A 14,504-nucleotide genomic window follows, 5' to 3' on the forward strand; every position below is an offset into this window, starting at 1 on the left:
GGAAGGTCAATGATTAACCTTATATTACTTTTAAATTTATGGAGAACAATAATATGAAAACAATTGGAATGTTAGGTGGGATGAGCTGGGAATCCACCGCCAGCTATTATAAGGCAATTAATGAGGGCGTTAAGGCTGAGCTTGGCGGTTTGCACTCCGCAAAAATCTGTCTGTACAGCGTAAATTTCGACGAAATTGAAAAGCTCCAGCATGAGGGTAACTGGCAGGAAACGGCAGTGATCCTAGCCAATGCAGCTCAATTGGTTGAGGCCGGCGGTGCCGATTTTTTACTGATCTGTACCAATACCATGCATAAGGTGGCTCCAGAAATTGAGGCGGAAATTTCCATTCCCCTTCTCCACATTGCCGATGCTACTGCCAATAAATTGCTAGCCGATGGCATTAAAAAGGTGGGCTTGCTTGGTACCCGCTTTACCATGGAAGAGGATTTCTATAAGAGTCGTCTCGTCGATAAATTTGGTATTGAGGTGGTTGTTCCTGACACCGATGACCGGACTATTGTTCACAACATAATTTATGATGAGCTGTGTCGAGGCATTATCAATCCTCAGTCGAGAGAGCAGTATATAAGTATCGTAAGTGGATTGCATGAACAGGGTGCTGAGGCCGTAATCTTAGGCTGTACTGAAATAGCCCTGCTTATCCAACAGGTACACACCCCCGTACCACTGTATGATACGACCGAAATTCATGCTGCTCAGGCTGTTCAATTGGCAATATCTGCTGAGATGGTGGTATAATAATTACATTCAGTCGACCCCCGTTTGCAATTGGGGCCCTCTGCTCTCCTCATCAAGTGGAGGATGGTGCCGAAACTGGGCGAATGGATCGATTTCCTACCCTTTGGCAATCTGTTCTTGTCTTACAGGCTTTTCGCACTATATTACAGTGAGTAAAAACTGGTCGGTAAGATTGTAGGTAATCTGGAGCATGTGGCAGGCATTCGGAGAGCACTTTTTATTGAATGACGCCCATTTTCTGGATAATAATTTGTTATAAAATAAATCTCAACAAGGAGTAACCCATGGCTAAAGGTCAAGATTCCAAAAAGAGCGTAAAAAAAGTGTCCGAAAAAACATTGAAAGAAAAGCGCAAAGAGAAAAAAGAAAAGAAAGCCAATAAAAACTAATTTGATATTATCAACCGATGAGAGCTACCAGAACCTGTCTTTGCCACAAATTCTGGAGAAGAGCCAAGAAGAAGAATGAAAGCACTATAAAATTTATAACCAATCATTCGAGGGTGACGGTATACCGCCGCATCTCAATTCAACCGTTATGCATGTTTTATCTCATTGATGGGTATGCTATTTAAAATAGCGGATATTTTATCGGTTAATTGGCTCTTTGTTTCTTTAACCAATTCTAAGGTTACCGTGGTGATTTTTATGCTTGAATAGTGGTAGCTCATTTGCCGTTAGCGAGCTGAAAGCATCCTGCTCACTAGGTTAAATTGTTATTGTTGATGTATAACAAAGCAATCAAGGTGATACCTTATATTCGGCAGTTTTGCTACGGAGTTCGGTGCGCTTTATTGGTTTACCGTTACCCCCCACTTCCACTCGTTAAGGTGGGGGGTGCTAGGGTCTCAGAAGACCTATTGTAGATAGCTGATCTGCAGGATGTTCATAAGGAGTTCCACAAGGACCATGGAGAAGTAGCAATACCTCCCCGGGTCAGAGTAGAGGTGGCTGAATCAGCTTTTCCTTGATTTTACCAAGTGAGCTTCTGCTTTCTCCTGTTGCTGACAGCTGTCCTTTCTCTCATCAAATTTTCCACAGTTCAGTGAAACAGATGCTCTTATGGCCCTGTAAGGATTGGTCTTATGTTCCGTGTTACGCTTTAGATACGGGGATAAGAGGAAGAAAGATGGCTTATTAGGTCTCTGCTGGGTTCCTCGATATCCGCAGTGAAAGATTTAATCCCGGAGACAATAGCCAAACTACCGCCAAAGAAGGTTAAAAGTATTGCTCTGTGATGATCGCCATCATCCTCAGCTGAAGATCAACGAAGATACATTTTTGTTGGTAGCACTCCCCATCTTCTTCTACCTATTTCTTCTCTTTTTAAGAATATTTAAAATTGTTGGAGGTCGGCTTATATTGGTTTCCGCTCTGCTTATTTCAACAATACCTGATCTGGGGATGAGAGAAGGATAGCTGCCCCGCTGAGTGTCTCCCTCTCTTTACATTTGTATAACCCCTTCCCGCTGATGTATAACGATCTTTAGAGGTTATTGTTTGAGAGGCCCTGCTTTTCGGTCTTTTCCTCTTTTATGCAAGGTGATGAGGTGTGAGAGGTCCTCTCTTATCGTCATGGCTTTGGCCATATTTTCCATAAGATAAAATAAAAGGGGCCCAATGAGAGATCTTCTCTATCAGGGCCGGGGAATTGGCGGACCAGGGGCATCGCCCTAGCCCTCGCCTTTTTACTTGCCGAAGAATTGGTTAAGCCAATCGGGGTCTCCACTCAGTTTGTCATTCTTGATGGCATTGTCTGGAACCTGCTTGATGAGAGGGTGGTGGTGGAGAATAGTGCACACAAAAGCGGCTACTCAAGTCCCAACGCCTATCTCAATAAGAGTGGCGGAAAGTATGCAAAAAATATCGTCCATCCCCTCAACTATAGCTTTGTTTTTGTGTTGGCAATGATTGTAGGCGCTTTTGTTGCCCGGAAAATGCAACATAGAGAGGAGAAAGCAAAAATAATAACCGTCCCAACAGTTTGTCTGCGAAGATTTGGCAGTTCTTCGCCTAAAAGATATCTGGTAACCTTTCTGGGAGGTCTCTTCGTCCTCTTTGGCTCACGTCTTGCAGGTGGCTGTACCAGTGGTCATATGATGAGTGGTATGATGCAGACCTCTCTTAGTGGCTATCTCTTTGCTCTGGGTGCCTTTGCCGTGGCCATCCCCATGGCCATTCTTATCTATGGAAGGGAGGAGTAATATGTCTATTGTCCTTGCGATTGTCTTAGGCTTGTTCTTTGGCTTTGTCCTGCAAAAGATAGGTGCGGCAGATCCACAAATTATCATTGATATGTTACGCCTTAAAAACCTTCACCTAATGAAGGCCATTCTCCTTGCCATTGGCCTCAGTAGTTTAGCCTTATTTTCTTTGCTTAATCTTGGCTTTATCGACATGGGAAATCTAAGTGTAAAGGCCTCTTATGTAGGGGTAATTGTTGGTGGTGCCATTATGGGCTTGGGTTGGGCCATTTCTGGATTTTGTCCAGGAACGGGTCTTGCCGCCCTTGGCACTGGCCGCAAAGATGCCCTGTTTTTTGTTTTAGGCGGCCTCGTTGGCGCTCAGCTTTTCACCCTTGTTTACGCGGCACTAAAAGGCACTTTTTTATTTAAAAGTTTAGGTGGCAAAATGACCTTGGCTGCAACGGGTAATAACGCCTTACAAACATTCTTTCCATCAATTTCAGCCGTTCTTGTTGCCGGGGCTATTGCCATTATTCTTATACTGATTGCCTGGAAACTGCCAGAAAAGCAGGGGGATAATTTTTAGCATCTTTCTATGGCTCGTAACTCTCATTGTCATAGGAGATGCTTTTTGCTATGGTCAGCTCTGCCCAAAAGGTCAGTGCTTTAGTTGAGATAGGACCAGGCCGCATCACCCATAACCCATAAAATGGTGCCCCATGTACGAACACGATTTAAGTCTTGTAATTGATGAGGATCATCCCGCCTACAGGTGGGCTAAAAAACAGTCAGACTCAGTCTCTGCCCTAGGTCACATCGGCACCCATATTGATTGTTACCAACATGTTCCCGAAAAAAATGACTACCAGGTAGAGACCGTGGTTTTGGACTGTTCTGAGAGAATGCCCTTGCCAGCAGAGATAGAGGGTCTGGACTTATCAGGGAAGGCCCTTGTTTTGTTCAGCGGCAACCTGGAAAAAAATGGTTACGGTTCACCGGAATATGGCGCCGAGAAGACGATTTTGCCAAGTGCTGTTCTTGATCTCATTCTGACAAAATCGCCAGCATTTATCCTTATAGATAGCTATGGCATCGGTGCTCACGGTGAAGAGCATATCTCCTTTGATAAGAGATGTGAGGCAGAGAAATGTTTTGTTATTGAAAACGTTTTATTAACTGCTAGCATAGTCTTCTCTCTTACTCGCCTGAAAATACAATTTAACAGGGCGTTTGCAGCTACGGCAATACCATGTAAGCTGAGGGCCAGTACAGCATATCTCTAAGCTGACAAAATCAATATTTACTCTAGCTGAAGGTGGTCGACAGTTCTCCCCTAGACCCTCTCTTAAGAATATTCTGTTTTTTCTTTAAGATTTTACTTGGCAGTAATCCAGCTGCAAAACCTCACCTCTTAGCAAGGAAGATGGCTACCCCCGCATTAAAAGGTCTGTATAGGTGAGACCGATGTCCGGAAGACTTTTTCTCTGTGCTTTACTGTTGAAATTATAGCCGTTTTTTAGTTGTACTAGTCATCATCCTTGCAGTATAAGTTTGTCCTACAGGGGTAGTTCTACTGTCCCAATCATGGTCTGGATGAAAGGGTCCTCCTCGTTTAAGAGAGGCCATGACATCAGTTGTTCTTTCAGCATATCTATATAGTTTTTTTAAGTTGTGAAGAGTTTAAAAATGAATTTTTTTTTAAGAAGTATCCTCCACTTTTTCTATCCTTGCCTGCTCATTGCCCTCTTGTGGGCGACGCCATCATTTGCCGCTGAAATCCAAAAAGAGCCAGATAGCCGTCAGGTTCTTATCGTTCAATCCGGTTATGAAGGTTATCCATGGACAGATTCGCAAAATAAGGGCATTCAAGATGTTTTTTCTGCTGCCCCCCAACCAACCGATTTCTTTTTTGAGTATATTGACACCAAAAGAAATCACGGCAAAGCCTATTTAAAAAATTTACAAAAATTCTGGGAAATTAAATATCGTAACCAGCAAATTGATCTTATTATTACCTGCGATAATCAGGCCTATGAATTTATCATTAAAAATAGAATCTCTCTATTTCAAAATATCCCTCTGGTCTTTGCCGGGATGAATAAATTTAAGCCCGCTATGTTGAGGGGAAAGAGGCTGGTCACGGGGGTCACCGAAGAAAACGATCTTGAGGCAACCATTGACATTGCCCTTCGTCTTCATCCAAAGACTAAAAAGCTTGTCTTTATCATCCCTGGTGCTCAGCCGTATCGTTTGCAGTGGTTTAAAGATCTTCCCGTTCGCTATAGAGAAGAGGTAGAACAGATAATTATCACGGCAAGAGAGCTGGATGAAATTGATCGAGAGCTTGACAGTCTTGGCCCAAACTTGGTCGCCATTCTTCTCAACAGTGTCGTTGTCAGAGACGGCATTTATATGTCCTTTGAAAAATTTGTTATCCATCTGGCAACAAATAGGCCATTTCCCCTCTATACACTCTGGGATAATACCCTAGGCCAGGGTATTGTTGGTGGTAAGTTAATAAGAGGAGAGTTACAGGGACGTAAGGCGGCTGAACTGGCATTGAAGATTTTACGGGGCATCCCTGTCGCGGAATTGCCCATTCTTGAGAAAATTCCAAATCAGTATATGTTTGATTGGCACCAATTACAGAGATTTAACATTGATATAAGTGATCTGCCTGCGGAGGCAGTTGTCGTTAATAGACCTATCTCCTTTTATGCTCAAAATAAGCGATTGGTGCAGGTGACCCTGAGCGGCATTTTTCTTCTCCTCCTTTTGGTTATTTCCCTTGCCACAGCGGTTATTAATCTGAAAAAAGCGCAGAAGAAGGTGTTTCTCTCCGATGATATATTGGAACAGATGCCTGAAGCCATCGTTCTTACAGGTATGGATGGAAATATTGAAAAGTGGCTTGGCAGGGCAGAGGAGATCTTTGGTTACTCTGAGAGTGACTGCCTTGGTCGTGCCCTGGCCTTTAATCAGTCCTCGGAACTTAATATAACGGAGCAGATAGAGGCAGGTATTGAGAAGAGTAGTAGGTTTCTGGGTGAGATAGCCTGTCTGAGAAAGGATGGTACCTCAGTTCCCATTGAGGTAACGTCTACAAGGGCTTTTTCCAGATCTGGAATAGCGGTGGGTACCATTAGTATCCTTCAGGATATCAGCGAACGAAGAGAGGCTAAGGAGTCCCTACGGGCAAGTGAGGACCGGTTTAGAAAGATGATAGCAAAATCACCGATGCCCACCATGCTCACCAATCAAAACTATGACATTGCTTTTGTTAACGATAAATTCACAGAACTCTTTGGCTACAGACTAGAAGATATAGAAACAGGAAGAAAATGGTGGAAGAGCGCCTATCCAGATGCAAATTATCGAAGACGTGCTGAGGAAGGTTGGCGGGTTGCCATAAAAAAAATGCTTGCCGGTGATGCAGATATGGCAAGGCAGGAGTGGGATCTGACCGTAAAGGATGGTAGTGTACGTAGATGTGAATTTTATATGGTGCCCATAGAGGATTTATCACTGGTCATTGTCAATGATATTTCTCAACGCGTACGTGAGGCCAGTGAGAAAAATAAACTTGAATTACGCCTGCGGCAAGCGCAGAAGATGGAGGCTATTGGTGCTCTGGCCGGGGGCATTGCCCATGATTTTAATAATATTCTGGCTGTAATTCTTGGTTATGCAGAGCTTGCCAAAGATGAAATCCCGGCAAACTCGATAATAGGTGAAGATCTGGATCAGGTTATTGAGGGGGGTAATCGGGCTAAAGAGTTGGTAAAACAAATTCTTGCCTTTAGTCGTCAGGAGAAGGTGAAGCGTCTCCCCTTGCAGGTTCAGGTGCTTCTGAAAGAGACAATGAGAATGCTCAGGCCCTCCCTCCCCTCTACCATAGAGATCCAGACGGAAATAGATCCCCTATGTGGCTTTGTCCTGGCCGATCCAACTCAAGTGCATCAAATTATAATGAATCTCTGCACCAATGCCAACCATGCCATGGAAAAATCGGGGGGGAGGCTTGATATTGAGCTGAAGAGAATCTCTGTTGATGAGGGAAACAGGCATAAATACTCATCTCTTGTGCCGGGTGATTATGTTGTCTTGGTTGTCGCCGATACAGGGGAGGGCATAGCCCCCCATAATATTGGTAAAATATTTGAGCCATATTTTACCACTAAAGAGATTGGTAAGGGTACGGGAATGGGGCTTGCCACCATTCATGGGATTATCCGTGAGTATGGCGGGATAATAGATGTTGCAAGTGATCCTGAGCACGGATCTGTCTTTAGTGTGTTTTTTCCAGTAATTACTACAGAGAAAGTAGTTGCTGATACTGTTGCTCAGGATTCTCCTCAGGACAGGGGCAGGATACTTCTGGTGGATGATGAAAAGCTACTGCTTACGGTGATCCAAAAGGTTTTGGCACGACTTGACTATAGGGTAACGACAAAAAGCAGCAGCTTGGAGGCATTGACCATCTTTAAAGAGAGTCCGGATGCATTCGATGCGATTATTACCGATCAAACCATGCCTGACATGGTCGGCTCAGATCTCGCTCAGGAAATTTTAAAAATCAGAGCTGATATTCCCATCATTCTCTGTACAGGATACAGTGATCAATTTGATGCGGACCGGGTTCACTCTCTTGGCATTAGGGAGTTTGCCCTTAAGCCCCTAACCAAGGGCACCCTGGCCCATTTACTCTCCAGAGTGCTCGGCGATTATTAGGGATGGATCATCGCTAATAATTTGTTTTTATAAAAATGGTCAATGTGATTATATCCAACCTGTATTAAGGGCTTGGTGAAATTTAGAGGCTAAAAAGAAGATTCCTGCCCTCTCTCGACTTTGCCTAGCTCTTACTTGCCGCTTGCGCTGGCGGGCTTTTTATTGTACTAGTCGTATTCTTTGCAGTATAAGTTGATGAAATGAATTTTCTGGATTGTCTCCGTATTAGTTAGAATAGGATTTTTAGGACTTTTCTTGGGAAAGGCTCTAAATTCTGTTTAAAGTCAGTTGCAGGCTTAACGTATATTTTTTAAGTTGTGAGGCATTTGGGAATGAATTTTATCTCAAGATGTGTTTTTAAAAATAAGTTTCCTTTTTTTCATCTGTGCCTGCTTATAGCCTTTTTCCTGCCCAGCCTGCCTCTTCTATCCGCGTTCCCACAAAAAGAGGTACATAATCGACAAATCCTCATTATTCAAGCTGGTTATGAAGGTTATCCCTGGACAGATTCGCAACATAAGGGGATTCAAGATGTTTTCTCCTCTGTCCCGGAGCCGACCGATTTGTTCTTTGAATATATCGATAGCAAACGAAATCATGGGGTCACCTATTTTAAGAATCTGCAAAAATTCTGGGAAATCAAATACAGCAATCAGCACATCGACCTGATTATTACCTGCGATAATCAGGCATATGAATTTTTTTTGAAAAACAGAAGCGCTCTGTTTCAGGATACCCCTCTGGTTTTTGCTGGGGTAAACAGGTTCGATTCCGCCAGCTTGAAGGGGAAGAAGCTGATCACTGGTATAGTGGAAGAAAACGATCTTGAGGCAACCGTTGAAATTGCCCTTCATCTTCATCCAAGAACAAAAAAGATTGTCTTCATTATCCCCGGTGCTCAGTCGTATCGTTTGCAGTGGGTTAAAGATCTTCCTGCTCGGTATAGAGAAGAGGTAGAACAGGTTATTCTCACCGTAAAAGAACTGGGTGAAATCGACCGAGAGCTTGATGCTCTTGGGCCAGATATTATCGCCATTCTCCTCCACAATGTTGTTAGTAGAGACGGTATCTATATGCCAGTTCAAAAATTTGTTGTCCATCTGGCAGAGAATAGACCCTTTCCCATCTATGCACTTTGGGATAGCACCCTGGGCCGGGGCATTGTTGGCGGTAAATTGGTCAATGGAGAGTTGCAGGGGCGTGAGGTGGCCAAGTTGGCATTAAAGATTTTACGTGGAACCTCTGTTAGTGAACTGCCCGTCATTGAGATTCCAAATCAGTATATGTTCGACTGGCAACAGCTGCAGAGATTCAACGTCGACCTCAGTGACCTGCCTGCGGAGGCAGTTGTCATTAATAGGCCTATCTCCTTTTATGTTCAAAATAAGCGACTGGTGCAGATGACCCTTAGCGGTATTTCTCTTCTCCTCCTTTTGGTTATTTTCCTTACCACAGCCCTTATTTATCTGAAAAAAGCGCAGAATAAGGTGCTTCTCTCCGATGAGATACTGGAACAGATGCCCGAGGCCATTGTCCTTACAGATTTGGATGGAAATATTGAAAAGTGGCTTGGCAGGGCAGAGGAGATCTTTGGCTACTCTGAGAGTGAATGCCTTGGTCGTGTACTTGCCTTTAATCAGCCCTTGGAACTCAACATAACGGAGCAGATAGAGGCGGGTCTTAAAGAGAAAGGCAGGTTTCTGGGTGAGATATCCTGTCTGAGAAAGGATGGCAGAGCTGTTCCCATTGAGGTAACGGCCACAAGAGTTTTTTCCAGATCTGGAATAGTGGTGGGCACCATCAGTATCCTCCAGGATATCACTGAACGAAGGCGGGCCAAGGAGTTCCTGCGGGTAAGTGAGGTCAGGTTTAGAAAGATGGTTGCAAAATCACCCATGCCTACTATCTTAACCGATCAAAATCAGGACCTCATCTTTGTCAACGATAAGTTTACAGAACTCTTTGGCTACAGGCTAGAAGATATCGACACAGAGAAAAAATGGTGGGAGAGTGCCTATCCAGATGCAAATTATCGTAAAATGGTTAAAAATATCTGGCGGATCGCCATCAAGAGGGCAGTTGCTGATGATAGGGATATAGAGGTGCAGGAGTGGGATCTCACCACAAGGGATGGCAGGGTAAGCAGATGTGAATTTTATATGGTGCCCATAGAAGAACAATCTTTGATTGTTATCAATGATATATCCCAACGCATACGCGATGCCAGTGAAAAAAATAAACTTGAAATGCAGTTGCAACAGGCCCAGAAGATGGAGGCCATTGGTACCCTGGCCGGGGGCATTGCCCATGATTTCAATAATATTCTGGCTGTAATCCTTGGTTATGCAGAGCTTGCCAAGGATGAGGTCCCGGCAAACTCGGTTATAGAGAAAGATCTGGATCAGGTTATTGTGGGGGGTAATCGGGCTAAAGAGTTGGTAAAACAAATTCTTGCCTTTAGTCGCCAAGAGAAGGTGGAACGTCTGCCCATGAAGGTGCAGGTCCTTCTTAAAGAGGCAATGAGAATGCTCAGACCTTCCCTCCCCTCTACCATAGAGATTCAGACGGAAATTGATCCTCTCTGTGGTTTTATTCTGGCCGACCCAACCCAGGTGCATCAAATTATAATGAATCTCTGCACCAATGCCAACCACGCCATGGATAAATCGGGGGGGAGACTTCATATTGAGCTGAAGAGAATCTCTATTGACGAGGAAAATGAGCATTCATCTCTTCGATCGGGTGATTATGTTGTCCTGGTTGTAGCCGATACAGGGAAGGGAATAGCCCCCGATAATATTGGCAAAATATTTGAGCCATATTTTACCACTAAAGAGATAGGTAAGGGCACGGGCATGGGGCTTGCCACCATCCATGGGATTATCCGTGAGTATGGCGGGAGAATAGATGTTGTTAGTGTTCCTGGGCACGGCGCTGCTTTTAGTGTGTATTTCCCAGTGATTACTGCAGTTGAAACAACTGAAAATGCGGTGATTAAGGAAACGCCCCAGGGCAGTGGACGAATACTGTTGATAGACGACGAAGAGTTACTGCTTACGGTGGGCAAAAAGGTTCTGGAACGACTTGGTTATAGGGTAACAACAAAGAGCAGCAGCCTGGAGGCCTTGGCCATCTTCAAAGAGAGGCCGGATGCATTCGATGCGATTATTACCGATCAAACCATGCCGGATATGTTTGGTTCAGATCTAGCCCAGGAAATTTTAAAAATTAGAGCCGATATTCCCATTATTCTCTGTACAGGATACAGTGATCAATTTGATACCGATATGGCTCATTCTCTTGGCATTAGAGAATTTGTCCTTAAGCCTCTGACTAAGGTCACCCTCGCTAATCTTCTTTCCGGGGTTCTAGGTGGTCAGCAGGAATGAGCTGGCTCTAGCCTGAACTTGTGGAAACTAAGGAGTGAATAGTATAATGCCGTGTGATCTGTTCTGCAACCAACTGTCCGGCATGAAATGAGCACCAAATTAAAATTTCCCCCTCTATCTGCCTCTTCCTTACTATTTATAGTTACAGCCTTTTTTTCTTGTATTAATTAGCTATCTTGCAGTATAAGTGTGTTCTTTTTAAAGGTTGCTACTTCAAAAACATGGTTTCATACCCGCCTCAATCCCTATTAATTTAAAAGATGTTCCCCTGAAATAAATCTTGGCTTTTTTGTGTTGGTAACTCTTATCTTAACATATTTGTGTAGTTTTTGAGTTGTAAGGAATTTAAAAATGAATTTTGTATTAAGATCTCTTTTGAAAAGTAACTTTCCATTGTTCTACTGTTGTCTGCTGTCAGTTCTTCTCTTGTCTGTCCTGCCACTTTTTGCCGAGTCTCCGCAAAAAGAGCTGCATAGCCGTCAGGTTCTTATTATTCAATCCGGTTATGAAGGTTATCTATGGACAGAATCACTGAATAGGGGGATTCAGGATGTTTTTTCCTCTGCCCCGGAAGCAACCAATTTTTTCTTTGAGTATATTGATACTAAACGAAATCATGGTGGCACTTATTTTGCTGATTTACGAAATTTTTGGGAAATTAAATATCGTAATCAGCAGATTGACCTTATTATCACCTGTGATACCCCAGCATATGAACTTCTTCTGAAAAACAGAAGCTCTCTGTTTAAAGATATTCCTTTGGTTTTTACCGGGGTGAACAGGTTTAATCCCACCAGCTTGAAGGGAAAGAAACTGATCACCGGTATAGTAGAAGAAAACGATTTTAAGGCAACCGTTGACATTGCCCTACAGCTTCATCCAAAGATAAAAAAGCTTGTCTTCATTATTCCCGGTGCTCAGTCGTATCGTTTGCAGTGGGTTAAAGATCTTCCTGCTCGGTATCGAGAAGAGGTAGAACAGGTTATTATCACCGGAAAAGAGCTGGGTGAAATTGATAGAGAGTTTGATGCTCTCGGGCCAAATATCATCGCCATTCTCCTTAGCAGTGTTGTTCCCATAGACGGTATTTATATACCATATCAACAGCTTGTTCCCCATTTGGCAAAGAATAGACCATTTCCTTTCTACACACTCTGGGACAGTACCCTAGGCCAAGGCATTGTTGGTGGCAAGTTGATCAGTGGAGAGTGGCAGGGGCGTGAGGCGGCCAAGCTGGCATTAAAAATTTTACAAGGCACCCCCGTTAGCGAATTGCCCGTTATTGAAAGAGGTTCAAATCGGTATATGTTCGATTGGCAACAGTTACAGCGATTCAACATTGACCTCAGTGATCTGCCTGCGGAGGCAGTTGTCATCAACAGACCTATCTCTTTTTATGCTCAAAATAAGCGACTGGTGCAGATGACCCTTACCTGTATCTTCATCCTTGTCATACTGGTTATTTCCCTTGCCACAGCCCTTATTCGTCTGAAAAAAGTGGAGAGTAAGGTGCTTCTCTCCGATGAGATATTGGAACAGATGCCCGAAGCCATTGTTCTTATAGGTATGGATGGAAATATTGAAAAGTGGCTTGGCAGGGCAGAGGATATCTTCGGCTATTCAGAGAGTGAGTGCCTCGGTCGTCCGTTTGCCTTCGACCAGTCCTTCGAAGTTAGAACGGCTATAACGGGACAAATAGAGAAAGCTATAGAAAAGAAAGGTAGCTTTGTGGGTGAAACATCCTGTCTGAGAAAGGATGGCTCCTTAGTTCCCATTGAGGTGACGTCCACAAGAGCTTTTTCCAGATCTGGAATAGCGATGGGTACCATCAGTATTCTCCAGGATATCACTGAACGAAGGCAGGCTAAGGAGTCCCTACGGGCAAGTGAGAGCCGGTTTAGAAAGATGGTCGCAAAATCACCCATGCCTACCATGATAAATGGTCAAAACCAGGAGATAGTCTTTGTTAACGATAAGCTCACAGAACTCTTTGGCTACAGGCTAGAAGATATCGACACAGAGAAAAAATGGTGGGAGAGCGCCTATCCAGATGCAAATTATCGTAAAAGAGTTAAAAATACCTGGGATTTAGCCATAAAAAGGGCAATTGTTGATGATAGGGATATAGAGGTGCAGGAGTGGGACCTCACTACAAGGGATGGTAGTGTGCACAGATGTGAATTTTATATGGTGCCGATTGAGGAGTTGTCACTGGTCATTGTCAATGATATTTCCCCACGTGTACGTGAGGCCAGTGAGAAAAGCAGGCTTGAATTGCAGTTACAGCAGGCCCAGAAGATGGAGGCTATTGGTACCCTGGCCGGAGGCATTGCCCATGATTTCAATAATATTCTGGCCGTCATCCTTGGTTATGCAGAGCTTGCCAAGGATGAGGCCCCGGCAAACTCGGTTATAGAGAAAGATCTGGATCAGGTTATTGTAGGGGGCAATCGGGCTAAAGAGTTGGTTAAACAAATTCTTGCCTTTAGTCGTCAGGAGAAGGTGGAACGTCTGCCCATGAAGGTGCAGGTCCTTCTTAAAGAGACAATGCGAATGCTCAGACCTTCCCTCCCCTCTACCATAGAGATTCAGACGGAAATCGATCCTCTCTGTGGTTTTATTTTGGCCGACCCAACCCAGGTGCATCAAATTATAATGAATATCTGCACCAATGCCAACCACGCCATGGATAAATCGGGGGGGAGACTTAATATTGAGCTGAAGAGAATCTCTATTGACGAGGAAAATGAGCATTCATCTCTTCGATCGGGTGATTATGTTGTTCTGGTTGTAGCCGATACAGGGGAGGGCATAGCTCCCAATAATATTGGCAAAATATTTGAGCCATATTTTACCACTAAAGAGATAGGTAAGGGCACGGGCATGGGGCTTGCCACCATCCATGGGATTATCCGTGAGTATGGCGGCAGAATAGATGTTGTTAGTGTTCTTGGTCACGGCTCTGCTTTTAGTGTGTATTTCCCAGTGATTACTGCAGTTGAAACAATTGAGAATACGGTGCTTGAGGAAACGCCCCAGGGGAGGGGTCGAATACTTTTGGTAGACGACGAAGAGTTACTGCTTACGGTGGGCAAAAAGGTTCTGGAACGACTTGGTTATAGGGTAACAACAAAGAGCAGTAGCCTGGAGGCCTTGGCCATCTTCAAAGAGAGGCCGAATGCATTCGATGCGATTATTACCGATCAAACCATGCCGGATATGGTTGGTTCAGATCTAGCTCAGGAAATTTTAAAAATTAGAGCCGATATTCCCATTATTCTCTGTACAGGATACAGTGATCAATTTGATACCGATATGGCTCATTCTCTTGGCATTAGGGAGTTTGCTCTTAAGCCCCTGACCAAGGCCACCCTGGCTAATCTTCTCTCTGGAGTGCTCAACGCTTAGCTGCAATGAGCTGGCTCTAGCCTGAACTTG

The 14,504-nt window shown here is 44.0% G+C and carries 6 protein-coding genes and 1 pseudogene; all 7 read left to right on the top strand.

Annotated features, from left to right (window positions below; all coding sequences use genetic code 11):
- The first annotated feature begins 53 nt into the window (after positions 1 to 53).
- The 7 genes and pseudogenes from DP_RS09820 (at position 54) to DP_RS16895 (ending at position 14,474) form a co-directional block, all read left to right on the top strand.
- Positions 54 to 761 (top strand): aspartate/glutamate racemase family protein, encoded by a 708-nt coding sequence (locus DP_RS09820; protein ID WP_041277861.1) that lies wholly within the window; start codon positions 54 to 56, stop codon positions 759 to 761.
- Between the two features lie 1,645 nt (positions 762 to 2,406).
- A pseudogene (locus DP_RS09830) lies at positions 2,407 to 2,964 on the top strand (YeeE/YedE thiosulfate transporter family protein); the annotation flags it as partial.
- A gap of 1 nt (position 2,965) precedes the next feature.
- On the top strand, positions 2,966 to 3,532 hold the full coding sequence (locus tag DP_RS09835) for a DUF6691 family protein (protein ID WP_011189163.1): 567 nt from the start codon (positions 2,966 to 2,968) through the stop codon (positions 3,530 to 3,532).
- Between the two features lie 133 nt (positions 3,533 to 3,665).
- Entirely contained in the window at positions 3,666 to 4,229 is a 564-nt protein-coding gene (locus DP_RS09840) for a cyclase family protein (RefSeq protein WP_011189164.1), read from the top strand.
- 403 nt (positions 4,230 to 4,632) lie between these two features.
- Positions 4,633 to 7,677, top strand: a complete 3,045-nt coding sequence (locus DP_RS16885; protein WP_011189165.1) for an ABC transporter substrate binding protein — start codon at positions 4,633 to 4,635, stop codon at positions 7,675 to 7,677.
- A gap of 332 nt (positions 7,678 to 8,009) precedes the next feature.
- The gene (locus DP_RS16890) at positions 8,010 to 11,066 is read left to right on the top strand and encodes a hybrid sensor histidine kinase/response regulator (RefSeq protein ID WP_011189166.1); all 3,057 of its coding nucleotides are present in this window, start codon (positions 8,010 to 8,012) and stop codon (positions 11,064 to 11,066) included.
- A 351-nt stretch (positions 11,067 to 11,417) separates the two neighbouring features.
- Positions 11,418 to 14,474, top strand: a complete 3,057-nt coding sequence (locus DP_RS16895; RefSeq protein ID WP_011189167.1) for a hybrid sensor histidine kinase/response regulator — start codon at positions 11,418 to 11,420, stop codon at positions 14,472 to 14,474.
- The last annotated feature ends 30 nt before the right edge of the window (positions 14,475 to 14,504 follow it).

Origin of the sequence: Desulfotalea psychrophila LSv54 (assembly GCF_000025945.1) — a bacterium.
Taxonomy (GTDB): domain Bacteria; phylum Desulfobacterota; class Desulfobulbia; order Desulfobulbales; family Desulfocapsaceae; genus Desulfotalea; species Desulfotalea psychrophila.

Bases quoted from the DNA above. Each gene is read 5' to 3' on its own strand.
- DP_RS09820 (WP_041277861.1), top strand. From the start codon at position 54: ATGAAAACAATTGGAATGTTAGGTGGGATGAGCTGGGAATCCACCGCC.
- DP_RS09835 (WP_011189163.1), top strand. From the start codon at position 2,966: ATGTCTATTGTCCTTGCGATTGTCTTAGGCTTGTTCTTTGGCTTTGTC.
- DP_RS09840 (WP_011189164.1), top strand. From the start codon at position 3,666: ATGTACGAACACGATTTAAGTCTTGTAATTGATGAGGATCATCCCGCC.
- DP_RS16885 (WP_011189165.1), top strand. From the start codon at position 4,633: ATGAATTTTTTTTTAAGAAGTATCCTCCACTTTTTCTATCCTTGCCTG.
- DP_RS16890 (WP_011189166.1), top strand. From the start codon at position 8,010: ATGAATTTTATCTCAAGATGTGTTTTTAAAAATAAGTTTCCTTTTTTT.
- DP_RS16895 (WP_011189167.1), top strand. From the start codon at position 11,418: ATGAATTTTGTATTAAGATCTCTTTTGAAAAGTAACTTTCCATTGTTC.